Annotated in this window: 21 protein-coding genes; 8 read left to right on the top strand and 13 right to left on the bottom strand. The window is 72.0% G+C overall.

What is annotated here, in order from left to right; all coding sequences use genetic code 11:
* Nucleotides 1–361: 361 nt before the first annotated feature.
* Nucleotides 362–862, top strand: coding sequence for a DUF5949 family protein (locus ACIQGQ_RS17580; protein WP_402396461.1), 501 nt, complete (start codon nt 362–364; stop codon nt 860–862).
* Nucleotides 863–1,022: 160 nt separating this feature from the next.
* Here ACIQGQ_RS17580 and ACIQGQ_RS17575 read toward each other — a convergent pair whose 3' ends face one another.
* The 6 genes from ACIQGQ_RS17575 to ACIQGQ_RS17550 all read right to left on the bottom strand — a co-directional run bounded on the left by ACIQGQ_RS17575 (nt 1,023) and on the right by ACIQGQ_RS17550 (nt 4,102).
* Nucleotides 1,023–1,433, bottom strand: a complete 411-nt coding sequence (locus ACIQGQ_RS17575) for a rodlin (protein ID WP_402396458.1) — start codon at nt 1,431–1,433, stop codon at nt 1,023–1,025.
* Nucleotides 1,434–1,552: 119 nt separating this feature from the next.
* Entirely contained in the window at nt 1,553–1,747 is a 195-nt protein-coding gene (locus ACIQGQ_RS17570; protein WP_402396456.1) for a hypothetical protein, read from the bottom strand.
* A gap of 266 nt (nt 1,748–2,013) precedes the next feature.
* The gene (locus tag ACIQGQ_RS17565) at nt 2,014–2,424 is read right to left on the bottom strand and encodes a rodlin (RefSeq protein WP_366298986.1); all 411 of its coding nucleotides are present in this window, start codon (nt 2,422–2,424) and stop codon (nt 2,014–2,016) included.
* Nucleotides 2,425–2,616: 192 nt separating this feature from the next.
* On the bottom strand, nt 2,617–2,907 hold the full coding sequence (locus ACIQGQ_RS17560) for a hypothetical protein (RefSeq protein ID WP_352272950.1): 291 nt from the start codon (nt 2,905–2,907) through the stop codon (nt 2,617–2,619).
* A gap of 261 nt (nt 2,908–3,168) precedes the next feature.
* Complete coding sequence (locus ACIQGQ_RS17555; protein WP_402396453.1) at nt 3,169–3,402, bottom strand: chaplin; 234 nt, start codon at nt 3,400–3,402, stop codon at nt 3,169–3,171.
* Between the two features lie 298 nt (nt 3,403–3,700).
* Nucleotides 3,701–4,102 (bottom strand): rodlin, encoded by a 402-nt coding sequence (locus ACIQGQ_RS17550; protein WP_366298988.1) that lies wholly within the window; start codon nt 4,100–4,102, stop codon nt 3,701–3,703.
* A 421-nt stretch (nt 4,103–4,523) separates the two neighbouring features.
* Between ACIQGQ_RS17550 and ACIQGQ_RS17545 the strand changes: the two genes are divergently transcribed.
* Complete coding sequence (locus ACIQGQ_RS17545) at nt 4,524–5,375, top strand: chaplin (RefSeq protein WP_402396450.1); 852 nt, start codon at nt 4,524–4,526, stop codon at nt 5,373–5,375.
* A 123-nt stretch (nt 5,376–5,498) separates the two neighbouring features.
* Here the strand turns inward: ACIQGQ_RS17545 and ACIQGQ_RS17540 are convergent, their stop codons facing one another.
* From ACIQGQ_RS17540 to ACIQGQ_RS17520, 5 genes are all read right to left on the bottom strand, one after another.
* Nucleotides 5,499–6,434 carry a dihydrodipicolinate synthase family protein gene (locus ACIQGQ_RS17540; RefSeq protein WP_402396447.1) on the bottom strand — a complete coding sequence of 312 codons (936 nt, stop codon included), beginning with the start codon at nt 6,432–6,434 and terminating at the stop codon, nt 5,499–5,501.
* Nucleotides 6,431–7,417, bottom strand: coding sequence for an ABC transporter ATP-binding protein (locus tag ACIQGQ_RS17535; RefSeq protein ID WP_402396444.1), 987 nt, complete (start codon nt 7,415–7,417; stop codon nt 6,431–6,433). Before ACIQGQ_RS17535 ends, ACIQGQ_RS17540 begins: the two co-directional genes overlap by 4 nt.
* Nucleotides 7,414–9,378: a dipeptide/oligopeptide/nickel ABC transporter permease/ATP-binding protein gene (locus ACIQGQ_RS17530; RefSeq protein WP_402396441.1), complete on the bottom strand. Its 1,965-nt coding sequence runs from the start codon at nt 9,376–9,378 to the stop codon at nt 7,414–7,416. The genes ACIQGQ_RS17535 and ACIQGQ_RS17530 overlap by 4 nt, the downstream gene beginning before the upstream one ends.
* 1 nt (nt 9,379) lies before the next feature.
* Nucleotides 9,380–10,330 carry an ABC transporter permease gene (locus ACIQGQ_RS17525; protein ID WP_366298993.1) on the bottom strand — a complete coding sequence of 317 codons (951 nt, stop codon included), beginning with the start codon at nt 10,328–10,330 and terminating at the stop codon, nt 9,380–9,382.
* 274 nt (nt 10,331–10,604) lie between these two features.
* A complete protein-coding gene (locus ACIQGQ_RS17520; protein WP_402396437.1) occupies nt 10,605–12,200 on the bottom strand; it encodes an ABC transporter substrate-binding protein in 1,596 nt (531 codons plus the stop codon).
* Nucleotides 12,201–12,387: 187 nt separating this feature from the next.
* Here ACIQGQ_RS17520 and ACIQGQ_RS17515 point away from each other — a divergent pair, with 187 nt between their 5' ends.
* The 5 genes from ACIQGQ_RS17515 to ACIQGQ_RS17495 all read left to right on the top strand — a co-directional run bounded on the left by ACIQGQ_RS17515 (nt 12,388) and on the right by ACIQGQ_RS17495 (nt 18,424).
* Nucleotides 12,388–13,107 carry an FCD domain-containing protein gene (locus tag ACIQGQ_RS17515; protein WP_352272959.1) on the top strand — a complete coding sequence of 240 codons (720 nt, stop codon included), beginning with the start codon at nt 12,388–12,390 and terminating at the stop codon, nt 13,105–13,107.
* 207 nt (nt 13,108–13,314) lie between these two features.
* Nucleotides 13,315–14,322: an acetylxylan esterase gene (locus ACIQGQ_RS17510; protein ID WP_402396434.1), complete on the top strand. Its 1,008-nt coding sequence runs from the start codon at nt 13,315–13,317 to the stop codon at nt 14,320–14,322.
* Nucleotides 14,323–14,337: 15 nt separating this feature from the next.
* Entirely contained in the window at nt 14,338–15,636 is a 1,299-nt protein-coding gene (locus tag ACIQGQ_RS17505) for a GDSL-type esterase/lipase family protein (RefSeq protein ID WP_402396432.1), read from the top strand.
* Nucleotides 15,637–15,724: 88 nt separating this feature from the next.
* The gene (locus tag ACIQGQ_RS17500; RefSeq protein ID WP_402396429.1) at nt 15,725–17,167 is read left to right on the top strand and encodes an exo-alpha-sialidase; all 1,443 of its coding nucleotides are present in this window, start codon (nt 15,725–15,727) and stop codon (nt 17,165–17,167) included.
* Between the two features lie 84 nt (nt 17,168–17,251).
* The gene (locus ACIQGQ_RS17495; protein WP_402396426.1) at nt 17,252–18,424 is read left to right on the top strand and encodes an FAD-dependent monooxygenase; all 1,173 of its coding nucleotides are present in this window, start codon (nt 17,252–17,254) and stop codon (nt 18,422–18,424) included.
* 100 nt (nt 18,425–18,524) lie between these two features.
* Here ACIQGQ_RS17495 and ACIQGQ_RS17490 read toward each other — a convergent pair whose 3' ends face one another.
* Together ACIQGQ_RS17490 and ACIQGQ_RS17485 are read right to left on the bottom strand one after the other, a co-directional pair.
* Nucleotides 18,525–19,196, bottom strand: coding sequence for an ABC transporter ATP-binding protein (locus ACIQGQ_RS17490; protein ID WP_402396424.1), 672 nt, complete (start codon nt 19,194–19,196; stop codon nt 18,525–18,527).
* The gene (locus ACIQGQ_RS17485; RefSeq protein ID WP_402396421.1) at nt 19,193–20,317 is read right to left on the bottom strand and encodes an ABC transporter permease; all 1,125 of its coding nucleotides are present in this window, start codon (nt 20,315–20,317) and stop codon (nt 19,193–19,195) included. Before ACIQGQ_RS17485 ends, ACIQGQ_RS17490 begins: the two co-directional genes overlap by 4 nt.
* Before the next feature lie 115 nt (nt 20,318–20,432).
* Between ACIQGQ_RS17485 and ACIQGQ_RS17480 the strand changes: the two genes are divergently transcribed.
* Nucleotides 20,433–21,023, top strand: coding sequence for a TetR/AcrR family transcriptional regulator (locus ACIQGQ_RS17480; RefSeq protein ID WP_402396418.1), 591 nt, complete (start codon nt 20,433–20,435; stop codon nt 21,021–21,023).
* Nucleotides 21,024–21,327: the final 304 nt, after the last annotated feature.

The raw sequence follows: 21,327 nt of genomic DNA, 5'->3' as shown, positions 1-21,327 counted from the left end.
AGACCCTTCGAAGGGTGGCCCCGGCAACGCGCACACGGGCGCGCAGAGTTACGGAGTAGGTCAGCCGGCGACCACAGGGGTGGGCATGATGCTCTTCGGATTGCGGGCAGCACCCGTCACAGCGACAGTCATCACGATCCTCACCTCCTGGTTCACGCACGGGACCGACGGCGGCGGTCGATCCCCGCCGTCCGGAACGTGGGAAACCATAGCCCGCGCCCCTCCACGGGCTCAACCCATTTATCGCGCGGCCCGAAACGGAGCCGATCGACGCCGTGTTCGCCGGGGATATCCGCCTATCTCCCTCGATCAGGTGATAGACGTACGCATCAGCCTGTTCATGGCGGTTAGGGTGCCGGACATGACCACACCCCAGACCTCCACCGGCACCTTCACCCCGGCCCAGTTGGGCACGATCACCCTGATCGGGTGGAGCGGCGAACACCCCGCCGACGGCGCCGATGTCGCCTTCCTGCTCGTCTACTCGCTGGGCGACGGATCGGAGGGCCCGGCCGGTACGGAGGCCGCCGTCCGTGTGTCGCTGGAGCGCGCCGGACTGCCGGTGGGCGCCTCCCCGGTGCACGCCGCGGAGCAGCCGGGCCTTCCGGTGAAGCTGCTCGTCCAGGCCGGACAGGCGGTCCTGACGCTCCCTCACTTCACCGCGCAGTACCCCGCACCGCCGGAGTGGCTGGCCGCGGCCGACGCCCGGGGCGAGGTGAACGTCATGTTCGCCACCCGCCCGTGGCCGCAGGGCGCGCCGGGCCGGCCGGTGAGCGAGGAGCAGTTGCGGTCCTTCGCGGCCGACCCCGAGGTCATCACGACCGCCGCGCACTGCGTGCTCCCGATCCGCACCCTGGGCTGACCCGCCCGGGTACGAGGATGCCCACCGCACCACGGGGTGCGGTGGGCATCCTCGTACCCGGAATCCCTGGGTCGACGGCCCCGGATCCGGCTGTTCCCGCCGTGTGCGACGGTGCGGGCGGCCGCGGGGAGAACCCCGGACCGCCCGCACCTGCGGCACGTCAGTTGTTGGCGACGCCGTTGCCCGAGAGCACCGGGATGTCGTCCACGAGGTGCGACAGCGGCTCGTCGCCCTTGGCCTGGGTGGAGTTCTCGGCGCACTGCTGGTTCTGCGGCGAGGACAGGACGTTGATGTCCTGGACCGCGACCGGCACCAGCAGGCCGACGAGCGAGCCGGCGTTCGCCTTCACCGGCAGGCCGACGCAGAGCTTGTTCAGGCTGCCCTGGACGAGCTGGGCCTGCGGGCTGCCGTCGCCGTGGGTCGCGGCGTTGCCGAACGCGTCGACGGCACCGTTGCCGCTGACCGACGTGGTGCCACCGTCGTTGCCGATCGCCATGGCCGCGGGGGCCGCGACGGCGGACAGGCCGACCAGGGACACGGCCACCGCTGCGCCGGTCATCATCTTCTTCATCACGCTTCACCTTTCGGAGCGTCCCGTTGTGGAACGTACTGATCAACCCGCTACGGAGGAGTCGGTTCCGCAGCACCACCCAAAAGTGTTCGATCCGGCATGAGTTCGATCACCGGTTCTCAGTCGTCGACCGCCTCGCCGGAGGCCCGGGCCGCGGGAATCCGGGCGCGGGGTCTGCCCGGGTCCGCCGGGGTCACCGGATCCGGACCGCCGTGGGCCGCCCGCCATTCGGCGAGCAGCCGGTCGTAGATGGGTGTGCCGTCCTGCGCGTGCCCCTGTCGGCCGCGGGGGTGCTGACTGTCGTTCTGGTCCATGACCGGGCCCTACCCGGTGCGGCGGCCGGTGTCCGCCCGTACTACGGCAACCGGCCCAGTCCGCCCGCCCGTTCGTGGGCCTTCGCACCCCGGACACACCGATGGGGCCGGCGCGCCCGCACGGCCGGGAGCGGCCGTACGGGGATGCGCCGACCCCAGGGTGGGTCGGGTACTGCGGTACTGCGAACGGACAGGCGGGAAGCTGCCCGGACACACTCCCGGCCGGATCAGGACGTGACCGGCGAGGAGCGCGGGGCGGTACGGCCTTAGTTGTTGGCGACGCCGTTGCCGGAGAGGACCGGGATGTCGTCCAGGATGTGCGACAGCGGCTCGTCGCCCTTGGCCTGGGTGGAGTTCTCGGTGCACTGCTGGTTCTGCGGCGAGGACAGGACGTTGAGGTCCTGGACCGAGACCGGGATCAGGCCGAGCACCGAGCCGATGTTGGCCTTGGCCGGCAGCGCGATGCAGGGCTTGTTGAGCGAGCCCTGGATGAGCGCGATCTGCGGGCTCATGTTGCCGTAGGTGGCGGAGTTGCCGTACGACTGCACGGCCTCGTTGCCGCTGAGCGAGGTGGTACCACCGTCGTTGCCGACGGCCATGGCCTGCGGGGCGATCGCGGCGGAGACGCCGACGAGCGAGGCAGCGACGGCTGCCGAGGCCATAATCTTCTTGATCATGAAATAGCCCTTCTGGAATTTCTCTGTTGCCCGCCTGTCCGGAGCGACCTGATCAACTCCCGGCAACGGGGATGGTTGTGCCGATTCACTCGAACGGTGCCGCCCCCTCCGGCCGTACGCCGGATTCGGGGCACCCGAGGAAAACGAGGGGCCGGAGACCGGCGGGAATGCGGGGTTGCGGCCTTCGGGCGCTCAGCCGCCGATCGGCAGGCCGCCGAGGAGCGGGGCCGCGCTCTTGGCCGCACCGGTGGCCTGCTCGGCCAGCTTGGTGACGGTGCCGTTCTTCTTCACCGCGTCCGCGGTCCGGCCGACCGTGTCGACGACCGGGTTCACGGCCTGCGGGGCGCTCTCCACCACCTGGTTGATGCCCCCGTTGAGGCTGAGGTTGGGGGCCGTGGTGTTGGTGACGGCGAGGGCGGGAGCAGCCGTGCCGAGAGCAACCACGGAACCGGCAACGAACGCAGCAGTCTTCGCGTACTTCATTTCTCGGGTTCCTTTCTGCAGCGGCTTCTGTTTCGGTCGCGCACCGCGCCGCACGGGCCTTCCGTGGCCGTGCCTTCCGCCGCTTTCGCCCTGGGTAACGAGGCGGTCGCGGCCCGGCAACTGGACGCGGCCGGGATTTCCGCGGGTCCATCCGTTCGAAGGGCCACGGCGGGGAGAGGGAAAGGGAAAGGCCCCGTACCGCGCCGGAACGCGGTACGGGGCCTTACTCGGCCGAGGACGTTCGACCGGTGCGACCAGAGGTCAGACGTTGGCGCAGGTGTTGCCGAAGGCGGGGTTCAGCACACCGATCACGTCGATGGAGTTCCCGCACAGGTTGATCGGAAGGTGGATCGGCACCTGGATGACGTTGCCCGAGACGACGCCCGGGGAGGCGGCGGCGCCGCCCTCGGCACCGGCGTCGGCGAACGCCGGCGCGGCGGCACCCATCGCCATCAGGGTTCCGGCGGCGATGGCGGCAACCTTGGTGTACTTCACTGTGTTCCCTTTCTTCGACGGAGTCCGGAACGGCCACGTCTTTCGTGCCGCACGAGCGCGGTACTCATCACTCGTAACTCCGCCGCTGTCATTCGTAACGATTTAGGACCGTAGGCGAAACTCGTAGAGCTGAAGATCCTCAAAAGATCGCCCGGATGACGCAATAGCGCTCGCCCGATGGGGCCGAAAAGGATTTCCGGCCGGAGCGCCATATCCGCCAGCAACAGCAACAGGCCCGGACCGCGCGGCGGAGGAACCGGCGGTTCGGGCCTGTCGTTACGGCTGGATCAGGTGCGGATCAGCTGTTGCCGGCACCGTTGCCGGAGAGCACCGGGATTCCGTCCAGGATGTGCGACAGGGGCTCGTCGCCCTTGGCCTGGGTGGAGTTCTCGGTGCACTGCTGGTTCTGCGGCGAGGACAGAACGTTGACGTCCTGGACCGCGATCGGGATCAGACCGATGAGCGAACCGGCGTTGACCTTGGCGGGCAGGCCGATGCAGGGCTTGTTCAGGCTGCCCTGGACGAGGCTGAACTGCGGGCTGCCGTCGCCCTGGGTCTCCTGGTTGCCGAAGACCTGCGAGGCTCCGTTGCCGGTGACCGAAGTCGTACCGCCGTCGTCGCCGATGGCCATGGCCTGCGTCGCGCCCAGACCGAGGATGGAGGCGGCAACGGCACCCGTCGCCAGAACCTTCTTGATCACGTTTAACCCTTCTCGTACTGGATGCCCCGTACCGGGGCTCCCTGCACAACTCGGGACCAGGAGTTTGGTTCTTTCGATTCACCCGAATGTCAGCGTCGCGCGCACAACAGTACGAAAAGCACTCCAGCCGCTCATCGCTACTCCATTCGAGTGGTCACAGAATTTCCACGGCTTTGCGAGTTTCCTGAACAAATTCTCCTCGTTATCTATGTACACAGCGTGTAGCTCGGGCGCGCGGTCGGCAGAGAACAGGACTCGTCACATGAAGAACATGTCCTCACGGTCTCCGCGTTTCCCGAAACCGCTGCTTTCCGAGTAGCACACGGCACCGCCGAGCGTCCCCTCGGCGGCATCCAGACCGGTCTGATGAACGAACTGCGAGCTCCGGCTCGCAACGGAATGTCCTAGGAAAGGGCAATCGATGCGCAAAGCCTTGAGTAAGAGCGTGCTCGTCGCGGCAGCAGCGTCAGGGCTGCTGGCCATGACCGGCGGGTACGCGTTCGCGGACGCCTCCGCCGACGGTGCGGCCGTCGGTTCGCCCGGCGTCGGCTCGGGCAACACCGTGCAGGTGCCGGTGCACGTGCCGGTGAACGTGTGCGGCAACACGGTCGACGTGGTCGGCCTGCTGAACCCCGCGTTCGGCAACGAGTGCGCGAACGTGGGCGGTCAGGGCGGCGGCGGGGGCCAGGGCGCGAGCGCGGAGGGTGCCGCGGTCGGCTCCCCCGGCGTGCTCTCCGGCAACGTGGTGCAGGTCCCGGTGGACGTGCCGGTCAACGCCTGCGGCAACAGCGTGGACGTGATCGGCGCGCTGAACCCGGCGGGTGGGAACCACTGCGCCAACGTGTCCGGTGGGGGCGAGCTCCCGCCGCCGGTGCCGGTGGTCCACCCGCCGCACCACCCGCCGGTCCACCCGCCGGTCCACCCCCCGCACCACCCGCCGGTCGAGCCTCCGCACCACCCCACCCCGCCGAAGCCGCACAAGCCCGACTGCCCGCCGGAGCACCACAAGCCGCCGGTCCACCACGAGCCGCCGGCCCCGGCGCACCACAAGCCGCCGAAGCCGCACAAGCCCGACTGCCCGCCGGAGCACCATGAGCCCCCGGCCCCCGCGCACCACGAGCCGCCGGCCCCGCCCGCTCCGACCCCGCCCACGCCGCCGGTGCTGGCGCACACCGGTGCCAACGGCAACCTGGGCATCGCCGGTGGCGCCGCCGCCGCCATGGTCCTCGGCGGAGGGCTGATGGTCCGCCGCGCCCGTACCGCGAAGGACTGACCGAACGGGTCGGCCGATGGCCGACCGGCATGACGGACGGCGGTCCGTCGCCGCAGCCGGGGCTGCGGCGACGGACCGCCGTTCCGCTGTGCGGACCCGTTCCGCTGTGCGGACCCGTTCCGCTCAGCTGCGGGAGAGCCCCGCACGGTCCAGGCAGGCCGCGATCTCGGCGGTCTCGGCCGCGTCCAGATCGCGCATCGGCGCGCTCATCCGGTTCGTGGCGATGATCCCGCGCAGCATCAGCGCGGTCTTGAAGGCGCCGAGCCCGGCGGCGGTGGCGGACGCCGTGCCGGGGCGGGCGGCGCGGATGATGTCGAAGAGCGCGACCAGCCGGTCCTGTTCGGCCCGGGCCGCCGCCCAGTCGCCGCGTACCGCCGCCTCGTGGAGGCGTACGTAACCGTGCGGGTCGACGTTGCCGAGTCCGGGGACGGAGCCGTCCGCGCCCCCCAGCATCATCGCGTCGACGACCAGTTCGTGCCCGGTGAGCACGGAGAACTCCGGGAGCCCGCGCGCGGCGATGGCCAGGCGGCGGAACGAGCCGTCGTCACCGCTGGAGTCCTTCACCCCGGCGATCACGCCCTCCTCGGCGAGCGGCAGCAGCAGTTCGGGGGTGAGCTTGCTGTGGACGCAGACCGGGACGTCGTAGGCCAGGACCGGCAGGTCGAGGGCGGCGGCGACGGTGCGGAAGTGGCGGTCGATCTCGGTGTCGTCGGTCCGGGTGTAGAAGGGGGCGGTGACGACGACGGCGTCGGCGCCGAGACCGCGGGCGGCGCGGGCCCGTTCGATGGCGCGGTCGGTGGTGGTCTCGATGGCGCCGACGAGCACCGGCACCTGGCCGGCGGCGGCGGACGTGATGATCCTGATGACCTCGTCCTGCCTGGCGGGCGTGAGGTAGGCGGTCTCGCCCGAGCTGCCGAGGGCGAAGAGGCCGCTGACGCCGCCGTCGAGGAGGTGGGCCACGACCCGCTCCAGGGAGGGGCGGTCGATCTCCCCGTCCGCGGTGAGCGGGGTGACGACGGGCGGGATCACGCCGGTGTAGCGGGGGGTGCGGGCGGTCATGCGGTGCTCCTTGCGGATGGTGCGGAGGGGGCGGGCTGGGGGTGGACGCAGTGCCAGCGGTGGTCGGCCGGGCCGGTGGCCGGGGCCGGGAACTCCGTGGCGCAGGCGTCGTCGGCCTTCCAGCAGCGGGTGCGGAACGGGCAGCCGGTGGGCGGGTTGGTGGCCGAGGGCACCGGGCCGGTGAGCACGATGCGTTCGGTGGTCTCCAGCAGGCTCGGGGTGGCCGAGAGCAGCGCCTCGGTGTACGGGTGCCGGGGCGCGCCGGCCACCTCGGCGGCCGGGCCCTCCTCGACGATCCGGCCGAGGTAGAGGACGGCGAGGCGGTCGGCGAGGTAGCGCACCGTCTGGATGTCGTGCGAGATGAACACCATGCCGAGGCCGAGGCGTTCGCGCAGGTCGACCAGGAGGTTGAGGACCTGGGCGCGGACGGAGACGTCGAGGGCGGAGGTGGGTTCGTCGGCGACGATCAGCTCCGGTTCCAGGGCCAGGGCGCGGGCGATGGCGACGCGCTGGCGCTGGCCGCCGGAGAGCTGCCCCGGCAGGGCGGCGAGGGTGTGGCCGGGCAGCCCGACCAGGTCGAGGAGTTCCTCGACGCGGGTCTCGCGTTCCCGGACGGTGCCGCGCCGGTGCACGTCGAGCGGGTCACGGAGGATCTGACGCACCGTGAGCCTCGGGTTGAGCGCGGTGGACGGGTCCTGGAAGACGACGCCGACGGCGGAGCCGAAGTCCTGGCGGCGCCTGGCCGCGGGCATCTCCCAGAGGTCGTCGCCGTGGAAGGAGACCCGGCCCTCGGTGGGCTTCTGGAGCCCGGTCAGCACCCGGGCCAGGGTGGATTTCCCGCAGCCGGACTCGCCGACCAGGCCGACGATCTCGCCGCGCTCGACCTCCAGGGTGGCGTCGGTGAGGGCGTGCACGGCGTCCCGGCGGAAGAGTCCGCCGCTGCGTGCCTTGTGGCGTACGTGGACGCCGTCGAGCCGGATCACCGGTGGCTCCCTTCGAGTCGTGCGGCCCGCGCGGGGTGGTGGCAGGCGAAGCCGTGGTCCTGCGCGCCGGTGTGCGCGGTGAGCTCGGGCGGGGTGGTGCGGCAGCGTTCGGTGGCGGCCGCGCAGCGCGAGGCGAAGCGGCAGCCGGTGCCGAAGCCCTGGGGCGCGGGGACGATGCCCCGGATCTGGTGGAGCCGGTCGGCGCCGGCCTCCAGGGAGACGACCGAGCCGAGCAGTCCGCGGGTGTAGTGGTGGGTGGGGCCGGTGAGGACGGAGCGGGTAGCGCCGATCTCGGCGAGCCGGCCCGCGTACATCACCGCGACCCGGTGCGAGAGGTCGCCGACGAGGGCGAGGTCGTGCGAGACCAGGACCATCGCGAAGCCGAGTTCGTCGCGGAGCTTCACCAGGAGTTCGACGACCTGGGCCTGGACGGTGACGTCGAGGGCGGTGGTGGGTTCGTCGGCGATGAGCAGGCGCGGGTCGCGGGAGAGCGCCATGGCGATGAGGACGCGCTGGCGCTGGCCTCCGGAGAGCTCGTGCGGGTAGCTGCGCAGGGTGCGTTCGGGGGCGAGGCCGACGAGTTCGAGGAGTTCGGCGGGGGTCTTCGTACCGCCGCGCGAGGTGAGCTGTTTGAGCTGGGTGCCGACGAGCACGGAGGGGTTGAGGGAGGAGAGCGCGTCCTGGTAGACCATCGCGATCTCCGGGCCCATCAGGGCGCGGCGCTCCTTGGGCCGCAGGTCCAGCAGGTTGCGGCCGCGGTAGAGGATCTCGCCGCCGACCTCGGCGTTGCGGGCGAGCAGGCCCATGACGGCGAGGCTGGTGATGGACTTGCCGCAGCCGGACTCGCCGACCAGGCCGAGGGTCTCGCCCTCGTGGACGGTGAAGTTCAGCGAGTCGACGACGGGGACGGGGCCGTAGCGGTCGGGGAAGCGGATCGACAGGTCGCGTACGACGAGCAGTTCGGCGGCGTCGTCCGGTACGGGGGCGACGGCCGGTGGGGTGGCCTCGATCCGGTCGGCGAGCCGGGCGAGGGCGGCGTCGACGTCCACGGTGGCGGCGGCCTCGACCGGGTCGGGGGCGGGGTCGCCCGCGGGGGCGGGCGCCTTGGTCCTCCCGGGCGCGGCGGAGGCGTCGGTGAGGCCCTCGGAGAGGACGTTGAGGGCGAGGACGGTGACCAGCAGGGCGAGGCCGGGGAAGAAGGTGGCCCACCAGCCGCCGGCGAGGAGGATCTGCCGGCCGTAGGCGAGGACGCTGCCCCAGCTGGGGTCGGGGTCCTGCACGCCCGCGCCGATGAAGGAGAGGCTGGCCTCGAAGATGATCGCTTCGGCGACCATGACGGTGGCGAACACCATGACCGGGGCCATGCAGTTGACGGCGACGTGGCGGAGCACGATGTGGCCGCGCCGGGCGCCGATGACCTTCTCGGCGGCGACGTAGTCCTCGCCGTACTGGGAGAGCACGTTGGCGCGGACCACGCGGGCCAGTGACGGGGTGTAGACGAAGGCGATGGTGGCGATGATCACCGGGACGCTGGTGCCGAAGACGGCGACGAGCACGGCGGCCAGGGCGATCGGCGGGAACGACATCACGATGTCGAGGGTGCGCATCACGGTCTCGTCGCCGAGCCTGCGCGAGGTGGCGGCGAGCGAGCCGAGCAGCGAGCCGGCGACCAGGGCGAGCGCGGTGGCGCCGAGGCCGATGACCAGCGAGTAGCGCGAGCCGTGCACGACCCGGGCGAAGACGTCGCGGCCGGCCCGGTCGGTGCCGAACCAGTGCTCGGCGCCCGGGGCCTGGACGGGGGTGCCGGTGGTGAGCGGGTCCTGGGTGACCAGCGGGGCGAACACGGCGCCGAGGACGACGACGATCAGGACGCCGAGGGCGATGCGGGAGGTGACCGGGAGGGCGCGGAACGCGATGCCGGGTCGGGAGAGCTTGGTGGCCAGACGGCCGGTGGCGAACATGTCACACCGTCCTGATGCGCGGGTTGACCAGCAGGTAGAGCAGGTCGACGATGACGTTGACCACCAGGAAGGCGATGGCGATGGTCAGTACGGTGCCCTGGACCAGGGCGACGTCGCCGCCGGTGACACCTTCGAGGATGAGTTTGCCCATGCCGGGCAGGTCGAAGATCGCTTCGATGACGACCGCGCCGCTGAGCATGTAGCCGACCTTGATGCCGAGCACGGTCAGCGGGGTGACGAGCGCGTTGCGCAGTACCGAGCGGATCACCAGCAGCGGCGGGAGTCCGTTGCCGCGGGCCGTGCGTACGTAGTCGCGGTCGAGTTCGGCGACCATCGAGGTGCGGACGAGCCGGGCGAGCGAGGCGGAGACCGGGAGCGCGAGCGAGATCGCGGGGAGGGTCATGGTGGTGAGCCAGCCGCTGAAGGAGTCGGCGGGGTTGGTGTAGCCGCCGGTCGGGAAGATCCGGCTGTTGAGCGCGAACTGCTGGATGAGCAGGACGCCGAGCCAGAAGGACGGGACGGCGACGCCGGCCATGGAGAGGACCCGGAACAGCTGGTCGGGCCAGCGGTCCCGGTACATGGCGCCGATCACGCCGAGGACCACGGCGAGCACGACCGCGAGGAGCAGGCCGAGCAGGGTGAGCTGGAGGGTGAGCGGGAAGGCGGCGGTGATCCGGTCGATCACGGGCTGGCTGGGCGGGACGGTCGTCCCGAGGTCGAGGTGGACGAGCTGGCCGAGGAAGTGGAAGTACCGGACCGGCAGCGGGTCGTTGAGGCCGTTGGCCTCGGCGAAGGCCGCTCGGGCCTCGGGGGTGGCGCTCTCCCCGAGCGCGTTGAAGGCCGGGTCGGCCGGCGAGAACTGGAGCACCACGAAGACGAGCAGCGCGATGCCGAGGATCATCACCGGCATCATCGCGACGCGGCGCAGCGCGAGCCGGAGAAAAGCAACCATCGTCGGGTTCCTTGCGGGTTGGGCGGGGGCTGGCGGCCCGGGGCACCTGGGGGTGTCCGATGCGTGAGCGCGGGAGAAGGAGCGGGGTCCGGTGCGTGCGACCGCAGGACGGAGGATCGTCCCCGTACCGGGCGTACGGGGACGGCTCCGACGACGCCGCGGGCAGCGGGGTGTCCCCTGCCCGGGCGAAGCCGAGAGCGTGGGATGTGCCGGACCCCGCGACGCCGCGGGCATGTGCCGGACGCCCCCGAGGGGGGCGGTGTCCCGGGGCGGGTCAGGCGCGGGCGACGTCCAGGAAGGAGAGGCCGGTGGTGGGCAGCGGCTTGAAGCCGGGCAGCGCCTTCTCGTTCCAGGCGGTGGGCAGCTTGCGGTGGAGGACCGGGTAGAGCGCGGCCTCGTCGGCGACCAGGTCGGTCACCTCGCCCCACAGCCGCTTGCGCTCGGTCTCGTCGGCGGCGCGGGCGGCCTTGTCGAGGGTCTGCCTGACCTTCTTGTACGCGGCGGAGCCGCCCCAGCCGTAGCGCTTCTCGGGCCAGAAGCCGTAGTAGAACCAGCGCAGCAGGAGGTCCGCGTCGTTGCCGAAGACGGACGGGTCGCCGGGGGCGGCGAGGACCTCGAAGTCCCCCTTGTCGATCTTGGCGTACTGGGCCGGGGACTGGGCGATGTCGAGGGTGACCTTGACGCCCGCCGCCTCCCAGCTCTCCTTCAGCAGCGGGGCGATGTCCTTGACCCAGCCGGTGTCGGTGGTGAGGACGGTGAAGGAGAGGTTCTTGACGCCCGCGTCGGCGAGCAGCTGCTTCGCCTTCGCCACGTCGTGGGTGTAGACGGTGGCGGCCTTGTGGTAGTCGGGGTGGGTGGCGGGGACGTAGCCGGTGGCGGCGGCCGCGTTGCCCACCATCGCGGTGGAGATGATCTTCTCGGTGTCCAGGGCGTAGTGCAGCGCCTGGCGCACCCGCTTGTCCGCGAAGCGCTTGTCCGCGGTGTTGAACATCAGGAAGAGCATGCCGAAGGACTGCACGGACTCGGTCTTCGCGGTGCCGCCGAGGCGCTTGACGTCGATGTACGGGACGTCCTCGATGGCCTGGACGCGGCCCGATTCCATGGCGCTGACGCGGGCCGACTGGTCCGACATGAGCCGCCAGACCATCTTCTTGGCCTTGGCGGGGTGCGGCCCGTTGTACTTGTCGTACGCCTCGAAGACGATCTTGTCCTCGCGGGTCGCCTCGACGAACCGGTACGGCCCGGAGCCGACCGGCTTGGCGTCGAACGCCTTGGGGTCGGGCTCGACGATCTTCTTCGGGACGATCCGGACGACGGCGATCCGGGACGGGAAGAGCGCGAAGGGGTACTTCAGCTTGAACTCGACGGTGCCCGCGTCGACGGCCTTCACCGTGTCGACGAAGGGCACGAACTGGGCCATCAGGGAGGCGTTCTTCGGGTCCAGGACGCGTTCGAAGCTGAAGACCACGTCCTCGGCGGTGACCGGCGATCCGTCGTGGAAGGTCGCCCCCTCGCGGAGGGTGGCCCGGTAGGTGGTGGCGTTGATCTTCTTCGGCGCCTCGGTGGCGAGCGCGGGGCGGGCCACGAGTGTTGCCGGATCGAGATCTACCAAGCCCTCGAATATGTGCATATTGGCGGCGTAGGGAGTCGCGCCCGAGGTGATCATCGGGTCGAATCCGGTCGACAGGGGGTACGAGAGACCGGCCTCGATCAGCTCGCCGGCACCACCCCCGCCCGTCGCGCCGTCAGCGGTCGAGGACGGTCCGCCACAGGCGGAGAGAGTGGCCGCGATGGCGGCTGCCGCGCCGACGGCGCCGGTGAATCGCAGGAAGGTGCGGCGCTCGACACCGGCTGTTATCAGCTCGGGCACGGGTCCTCCAGGGACATCGAAGGCGGAACGGAAGGAAAGGCGGAAAACGACTGATCAACGCATCGTGGCACCCGGGATCACGGGGACCGACGAGCCCTGAGCATCAGACGTCAGATGTCTGATGCCTTGATAACGTGGGAACGTAGCTGGGCAATCGAGAGGGGTCAAGAGGGTGGGGAGTTCACATATGTCCGGTGCGAAGCCCGGCCGACAGCTGCTCAGGCAGGAGGTCGTCGAGGGCATCAAGCGCTACATCCTTGAGGAACGGCTCCGCCCCGGGGACCCGCTGCCCGCCGAGCCGGCCCTCTGCGAGGCACTGGGCGCGAGCCGCTCCAGCGTCCGCGAGGCGGTGAAGATCCTCGCCGCGCTGGACATCGTGGAGGTGCGCCACGGGCACGGCACGTACGTCGGACGGCTGAGCCTCTCGGCCCTGGTGGAGAGCCTGACCTTCCGCGGGCTGCTCTCCCCCGACGACGACTTCCAGGTGATGGCCGACCTGGTCGACGTGCGCGAGCTCTTCGAACGCGGGATGGCCGACCGGATCGTCTCGCTGCTCAGCACGGAGCAGCTGGACCGGCTGGACGGCCTGGTCTCCACGATGCGCGAGACCGGCGTCCAGGACGGGCACGGCTTCGTCGAGGCCGACCGGGCCTTCCACGCACTCCTGGTCGCGCCGCTCGGCAACGAACTGATCGGCCAGCTCTCGATGGCCTTCTGGGACGTGTACTCGATCGTCGCGCCGCATCTCGACGGGTTCACGCACGCCGACGAGATGGAGACCATCGCGGCCCACCAGAACATCGTGGACGCCGCGCGGGCCGGGGACATCACCGGCTTCCTGAAGGCGCTGGGCGAGCACTACGCCCCGGTCAGGCGCCGGATCTCCGAGGCGCGCGCCCGGAACTGACCGGGGCGCCGAAGAGGAACCGGCCCCGCCCGACGGGGAACCGTACGGGCGGGGAACGGTACGGGCGGGGCTCTTGACGGTCACCGCGAACGCTGCCTAGGGTCCGTGTGCCACCAGGACATCTGACGTCTTCTGTCTCGTCTCCCGACGTTCACGCGTCCTGTGTCCCGGCGTTCACCCCCCGGTCCATCCCAGAAGGACACCCCCATGCCGTTGACGGACCTCTCGCTCGCGGAATGCCTCGACCACCGGCCCGAACTGCCCGTTCCGGACGACTTCGACGCCTTCTGGTCGGGCACCCTGGGCGAGGCGTCCGCCGCCGCCGGGGCGGCTCCCCCGCCCGTGTTCACGCCCGTCGACACGGGGCTCAGCCAGATCCGTACGTACGACGTGACCCTGCCCGGATTCGCCGGGCGGCCGGTGCGCGGCTGGCTGCACCTTCCGGCCGGGGCGACCGGGCGGCTCGGCTGCGTCGTCGAGTTCCTCGGGTACGGTCGGGGACGGGGGCTGGCGCACGAGAGCCTGGTCTGGGCCTCCGCCGGGTACGCGCACCTGATCATGGACACCCGCGGCCAGGGCTGGTCGGCCGCGGGCGGCTCCACCGCCGACACGGACGCGGGCGCCGCCGGCACCGTGCCCGGCTTCCTCACCCGGGGCGTGGAGAGCCCGGAGACGTACTACTACCGGCGGGTGTTCACGGACGCGGTGCGCTGCGTCGAGACGGTGCGGGCGCATCCCTCGGTCGACCCGGACCGGATCGTGGTGACCGGGGTCAGCCAGGGCGGCGGGATCGCCCTGGCCGTGGCGGGGCTGGTGCCGGGGCTGGCCGGGGTGATGCCGGACGTGCCGTTCCTCTGCGACATCCGGCGCGGCGCGGAGATCACCGGCCGCCCGCCGTACACCGAGATCGCCGAGTACCTGCGGCTCCACCGCGACCGCGCCGAAACGGTCTTCACCACCCTGTCGTACTTCGACGCCGCGCTGCACGCCACCCGCGCCACCGCTCCCGCACTGTTCTCCATCGCGATGATGGACGACATCTGCCCGCCCTCCACCTGCTTCGCCGCGTACCACAACTACGCGGGCGCCAAGGACGTACGCGTCTACGCGTTCAACGGGCACGAGGGCGGGGCCGCGTACCAGCAGCGGGAGCAACTGGCCTGGGTGCGTGCCCTGTTCGCCGCCCCGAAGCCGGGGCGGGCCGACCACTCCTGACCGGAAGGACCTTCCGTGCGCAGACGATCCATGCTTCTCGCCGCCGGATCCGCCGCCCTGGGCACCCGCCTCGGCGGCCGGGCCGTCGCCGCCGGGGCGGGTGGGGACCCGCTCCTGGACCACACCGTCCCCGTGGACCTGGACGGCACCCGGTACGTCGACCTGTCGGACCGGGTCGGGGCCATCGCCCCGCTCACCACCGGCACCGTCGTCGTCACCTTCCGCACCACCAGCCACAACACGGCGATGACCCTGCTCAGCGCCTCCGATCCGGCCGAGCCGTCCTCCAACATCACACTGAACCTGAGCGGCGGCGCCCTGCAGTTCTCGGTGCGCGAGAAGGGTGCGGTGCTCGTCAATGTCATGACCAGGACACGCTACGACGACGGTCTGCGGCACACCGTCGCCGTGACCTCCGGCCCCTTCGGCACCCGGCTCCACGCCGGCGGGCGCACGGTCCTCGAAACGGCGCGGAACCCCTTCTTCGGTTCCGTCCCCGCTCTGCGCGCGCTCACCCTCGGCGGCAATCTCGACAGCGACCACCCCGGCGGCGAGTGGTTCTGCACCGGCACCGTCGAGCGGGCCGCGATCTGGGGCAGGGTGCTCGGCGAGGCCGAACTGCTTGCCCAGTGCCCCCGCCCGGACCTCGCCGACCTGGGCCGGATCAGCACCATCCTGAACAGCGACACGCCCGCCACCTGGGTCGTCACCGGCGACAGCATCACCCACGGCGCCCTGCACACCAACGGCTGGCGCAGCTACCCGGAGCACTGGACGGAGCGGGTCCGCTGGGAGCTCGGCAAACCGAAGAACCGAGACTTCGTCATCGACTCCGGGGTGAGCGGGGCGACCAGCGCGGACCTGGTCGGCGCCTTCACCGAGCTGGTCGCCGCCTTCGCCCCGAAGGTGGTGTCGGTCATGATCGGTACGAACGACATCGCGACCTCCGGCCTCGGCCCCGAGGTCTACCGGTCCCATCTGGTCTCGCTGGTCCGCTCGGTCCGCGCGCTGCCCGGAGCGCCGGTACCGGTGCTCCAGTCGCCGAACCCGGTCGATCCGGCCAAGTGGCCCGGCCGGGTGGGGCTTTCGCGGTACGCGCAGGTGATGGGAGAGGTCGCGGCCGACCTGGGCGTCGTGTTCGTCGACCACTACAACGACTGGCTGAACGGCGGCTCCGGTCCGGTGCCGCTCACCCTGCTCAACGACGGGCTCCATCCCAACGAGCGGGGCCACCACCGCATCGCCGTAAAAATGATCAAGGAGCTGCGGGTCTTCGAGGCCGACAGCCGGGTCTGCTCACTGCGCGTCCCGTGACGCCCCCTCGGCCCCGGCCCGCAGCCGTGCCACCACGCCTTCCCCCTTCCCAGAAGCACCATCCCCCTTCCGAGAAGAGAGACCGTCCATGCAGCGAAAAGTCTCCGTCGCCCTGCTCAGCGCCGCCGCGCTCCTGGCCGTCACGGCCACCGGCACCTCGTACGCCGCCTCCCCCGCCCCCGGTGAACTGACCTCCCAGGACCTGACGGTCGACGGCGTGGGCTCGCCGCACTACCGCATCCCGGCCCTCACCACCTCGGTGAAGGGCACCGTGATCGCGGCCTACGACGCCCGCCCCACCCTCGGCGACCTGCCGGGCAACATCTCGATCGTGATCCGCCGCAGCATCGACAACGGGGTGACCTGGCAGCCCCAGCAGGTGGTCCGCCGGGATGCCGCGCCCAAGGGCTACGGCGACCCCAGCCTGCTGGTGGACCGCACCACCGGCCGGATCTTCCTGTTCTACGCGGCCTCGGTGAACCAGGGCTTCTTCGGTTCGGCCACCGGTAACGACGAGTCCGACCCGAACGTCCTCCAGGCCGACTACAGCTACTCCGACGACGACGGCGCGACCTGGAGCCACCGCCGGATCACCCGGCAGATCAAGGACCCCGCCTGGGCGGGCATGTTCGCGGCCTCCGGCGAGGGCATCCAGCTGCGGCACGGCGCGTACAAGGGGCGGCTGATCCAGCAGTACGCCGTACGCATCGACGGCGCCAACTACGCGGCGAGCGCCTACAGCGACGACCACGGCGAGACGTGGCGGATGGGCACCCCGGTCGGCCCCGGCGGCGACGAGAACAAGACGGTCGAGCTGTCCGACGGCCGGGTCATGCTCAACAACCGGTCCAAGCCGTACCGGACCGTGGCGTACTCCTCCGACGGCGGGGTCACCTACACCCCGTTCGTCCAGGACACCCACCTCACCGACCCGGCCAACAACGCCTCGGTGATGCGGTACAACCCCGACGCCGCACCGTCCGACCCGCAGTCCTCGTGGCTGCTGTTCAGCAACACCGAGGACGCCTCCGCACGGCGCAACCTCACGGTGAAGATGTCCTGCGACAACGGCCGGACCTGGCCGATCCGCAAGGTTGTCGACCCGGGCTCCGCCGCCTACTCGACGCTGACCCGGCTGTCCGGCGGACGGCTCGGGCTGCTCTACGAGCGGGCCGACTACACGCACATCACCTACTCCTCCTTCGATCTGAAGTGGCTCGGCGGCACCTGCGCCGACATCACGATCACCCCGCCCGCCGCCCTGAAGGCCGGCACCACCGCCGAGGTGACGGTCCGCGTGGTCAACCGGATGGACGTACGCCGCGCGGCCGGCACCGTCGACCTGACCGTTCCGGCGGGCTGGACGGCCCAGCAGCGCGCCATTCCGGCGCTCGCCCCCGGCCAGGGGGCCAACATCAAGGTCCCGGTCACCGTGGCGGCCGGGGCCTCGGGAAGCACCGCGCTCACCGCGACGTACCGGACGATGGGGCTCCAGGCCTCCGGCGGCGGCACGGTGACCGTCACCCCGTGACCCCGCTCCGGTCCCCCGTCCGCCCCGGCGGTGCGACGATGAGCCGGACGGAGCCTCGAAGACCTCGGGACGGACGGTGGACCGGTGACGGTGACGGGTTTACGCATCGGAGTGGTCGGCGGCAGCATCGCCGGCTGCGCCATGGCGATCGCGGCGGTGCGGGCCGGGGCGGAGGTCACCGTCCACGAACGCAGCGACGGCGCCCTCCAGGAGCGGGGATTCGGCATCGTCATGCCGCCCCCGCTCCACCGTGAGCTGGTGGCCGACGGCTATCTGGGCGCGGACATGGAGACGGTGCCGGTCGAATCCCGGGTCTGGCTCACCCGGGCCCCGGGCGGGCGGTCGGCGCGCGAGCTGGCACGCCAGACGGCGCCGGTGGCCGCGTGCAACTGGGGCCTGCTGTGGCGGGCGTTGCACGCGCGGGTCCGGGCGGGGGTGTACCGGCGGGGGCTGCCGGTGGAGTCGGTGGCGCGGGCGGCCTCGGGGCGCGGGCTGATCCGCACCCGGGACGGGGAGCGGGAGTACGACATCGTGGTGGGGGCGGACGGGTTCCGCTCCGTCACCCGTGAGCGGATGGCGCCGGACGTCCGGCCGGTGCCCGCCGGCTATCTGGCCTGGCGGGGCACGGTCCCGATGGATGTGCTCGGCGACCTCACGGGTCCGCTGGAGCTGCTGCGGAACGCGTGGGTGACGCTGGGGTTCCCCGGCGGGCACGCCGTCTTCTACGCGATCCCGGGCCCGGTCCCGGGGTCGCGGCTGCTGGCGCACGTCGTCTACGGAACCGCCCCGCGGGGGGCCGATCCGGGGGCGTACGTGGGTGAGCTGGCCGGGGAGCACTTCCCGGCGGAGTGGGCCGAGGTCGTGATGCGGGCCGCGCCCGGCGCCCGGACCCACCACCCGGTCGCCGACCTCATGGCCCCCCGGGTCGCCGAGCCGCCGTTCCTGCTGGCGGGCGACGCGGCGGGGGTGACCCGGCCGCACACCGCCAGCGGTGCGGTCAAGGCCCTGCAGGACGCGCTCTGCCTGGAACGGGCCCTGCGGGACGCCTCCTCGGTGGCCGGTGCGCTGGGCCGGTACGCCGACGAGCGCACCGCCGAGGGGGCCCGGCTGGTGGAGCTGGGGCGGCGGCTGGGGCGCGATCTGGTGGAGCACACCCCCGACTGGGCGGCGATGGGGCCGGCCGAGGTGGAGGCGTGGAGCCGGGCCGCGCTCGGCGGCGACCGGAGCTATCTCTACGGCGACGTGCACCGGCCCTGACGGACCGGCCGGTGCGACGCGGCCCTCGGGCGTGTCCGGCGGATCATGGCCGGAGCGCGGCACCTGCCCGCCCCTGAGCCACCGGACACGCCCAGGGCGCTCAGACCCTCGCGGCGGTCAGCGCGGCCATGTCCACGACCCGGTCGGCGGCCTCCGCCACGGCCGGGTCGTGGGTGGCCACGACCGTGACGCAGTCGTCCTGGTGGGTCCGTTCGGCCAGCAGTCCGGCCAGATCGCCGGCCTGGGAGCGGTCCACGGCCGCCGTCGGTTCGTCGATCAGCAGCAGCTTCGGCGAGAGGAAGAGCGCGCGGGCCAGGGCGACGCGCTGGCGCTCGCCGCCGGAGAGCTGTTCGGGGCGGTGGCGCAGCCGGTGGCCCAGCCCGACCCGGGTGAGGGCCTCCTCGGCGCGGGAGCGCTGGGCGCGCGGGCGGCCACCGCCGATGTACACGGCGGCGAGGAGCTGGTCGGTGGCGGTCAGCCCGGAGAGCAGGTTGCCGCTCTGGAACATGTAGCCGATCCGTTCCCGGCGCGCCGCGGCCCGGTGGGCGTCGGAGAGCGCGGCGAGGTCGTCGCCGTCCAGCAGGACCTGCCCGGCGGTGGGCCGCAGCAGGGCGCCCGCGACGGCGAGCAGGGTGGACTTGCCGGAGCCGGAGGGCCCGACGAGCGCCGTCATCCGGCCCGCCTCGAAGGTGACGTCGAGGCCGTCGAGGACGGTGGTGCGGGCGTCGGCGCGGCCGAAGGCGACGGTGACGCCGGACAGTTCGAGGCTCATCGGTTGGCTCCCAGCATGGTCAGCGGGTCGGCGTGGGTGACCCGGCGCAGGGTCAGTGCGGTGCCCGCGAGGCCGACGGCCGCGACGGTGCACATGGTGGCGACGAGGGTGCCGGCGGGCAGGCTGAAGGGCACCTGCTCGCCGACCAGCAGCCCGACGGCTCCGGCGAGCACCGCGCCCGCCACGGTGCCGAGGACGACGACCAGCGCGGCCTGGATCACCGTGTGGGCCAGCAGCCGTCGCCGGGAGGCGCCCATGGCGCGCAGCAGGGCGAGCTCGGGCTGGCGCTGGACCGTCCACACCGCGAAGAAGGCGCCGACGACGAGCGGGGCGATCAGGTAGAGGAAGACCTGGATCGAGGTCATGGTGACGCGCTCGCCGGTGTAGCCGGGAGCCGCCTCGTACGCCTTCTCCTTGGTGAGGGTGGTGGTGGAGTGGCGCTTGTCGAGGGTGGTGACCGTGGTGTCGGTGGGTGCGGTGCGCAGGGCGAGGGCGCTGAACTGGTCAGGGATCGCGGCGGCCGCGGCGGCGGGGGCGCCGGGGGTGCTGAAGCGGATGCGCTGCCAGGTCTTCAGCGGTACGTAGGCGACGGGCACATGGCCGTAGCTGGAGCGTTCGGTGAGTCCGACGACGCGCAGTTCGATGCCGAGCCGGTCGATGACCAGGGTGTCGCCGACGCGTACGCCCTCGTCGGCGAGTTTGGCGGACATCACGATGCTGTCCTGCGGCGCGTCCGCGAGGCCGTGCCCCTCGGTGACGGAGGGGGCGAGGAAGGAGCCGGGCTCGACGCCGAACGCGGCGAGGTCGACCTCGGCGCCCCGGTCCGTGGTGCCCCGGGTGATGGAGACGCCCAGCGGGGCCGTCCCGGTGCCCGCGTCCGCGCGCCAGGCGGCGGCGGTCTTCTCGTCGAGGAGGCTGCGGGCGAACTGGTCGGAGCGGGCGTCCGAGGAGAAGACCAGCTGCGCGGCCGGGAGGCGGCGCAGGGCGGAGATGGTGTCGTCGCCGAGGCCGGTGGTGAAGCCGGAGACGATCCCGACGAGTGCGGCGACGAGCACCACGACGGATCCCATGAGCAGAAAGCGCCCCCGGGCGGCGCGCAGCTCCAGCAGTGCGAGGAACACGGCGGTTCCCTTCGGTGGATCGATGTTAGGGACAGTGCGTCGCCAAGATAGATGATGGGGACGCGGCGTCCCCAAGTGGGGGTCGGAAGTGGGTCGGGGCTTCTAGACTGTGCCGATGCCCAGGATCCAGGCCGCCACGGTCGCCGAGCACCACGCCCAGCAGCGGCTGGCCCTGGTGCGGGCCGCGCGCGAGCTGCTGGAGGGCGGGGACGCGGCGGCCGTGACCTTCACCGCGGTCGCCCGGGCCACCGGCCTCGCCCGCAACAGCGTGTACAAGTACTTCCCCGGCCGGCCCGAGCTGCTCGCCGCCGTCGTCGAGGACGCGATGCCGCGCTGGACGGACGCCATCCGGGAGGGCATGTCGGCGGCCACCACCCCCGAGCAGAAGATCGCCGCGTACGTGTCGTGCCAGCTGGACCTGGTGCGCCGGGGCGAGCACCGGATCGCGGCGGCGCTGGCCGGGGTCCGGGACGCGACGGTGGTACGGGAGAGCGCGGCCCACGCCCACCGGGAGCTGCTGACCCCGCTGACCGAGGCCCTGACCGTGCTGGGCGAGCCGGACCCGAGGCGCACCGCACTGCTTCTCCAGGGCATCGTCAACGCCGCCACCACGGCGATCGAGGGCGGCGACGACCCCGAGGCGGTGACGGACCGCGCGGTCCGGATGGCCGTCACCTCGATCACCGGCTCCGCGCCGACCCCGTAGCGCGCACCGCCCCCGGGCCCGAGCGGACACGGCACGGAGAACGCCGGTGCCTCCGGTCCCGCCCGGGCGCGCCCGCCTCTCGGACACTCCGGACCGACGGCAACGGCACCGGCACGCCGTTCGCGCAGGCCGGGCGTACGACCGCGGGGACACCGGGGAGCTCGGCGGTCGGGGCGGGGGGAGCGACCGCGCCGGGCGGGAGGTCGCGGACGGTCTTCCCTGCGGAGAGGACAGGGCACCCCGATACCCGTGGATCGAGATGAAGTCGGCCCCGCACCAATGGAGTTGAGCGACCTCGCCGCGC

The sequence above is a fragment of the Streptomyces sp. NPDC092952 genome (assembly GCF_044754785.1).
Classification (GTDB): Bacteria; Actinomycetota; Actinomycetes; order Streptomycetales; family Streptomycetaceae; genus Streptomyces.
This window is presented reverse-complemented; position numbering and strand designations above follow the sequence as displayed.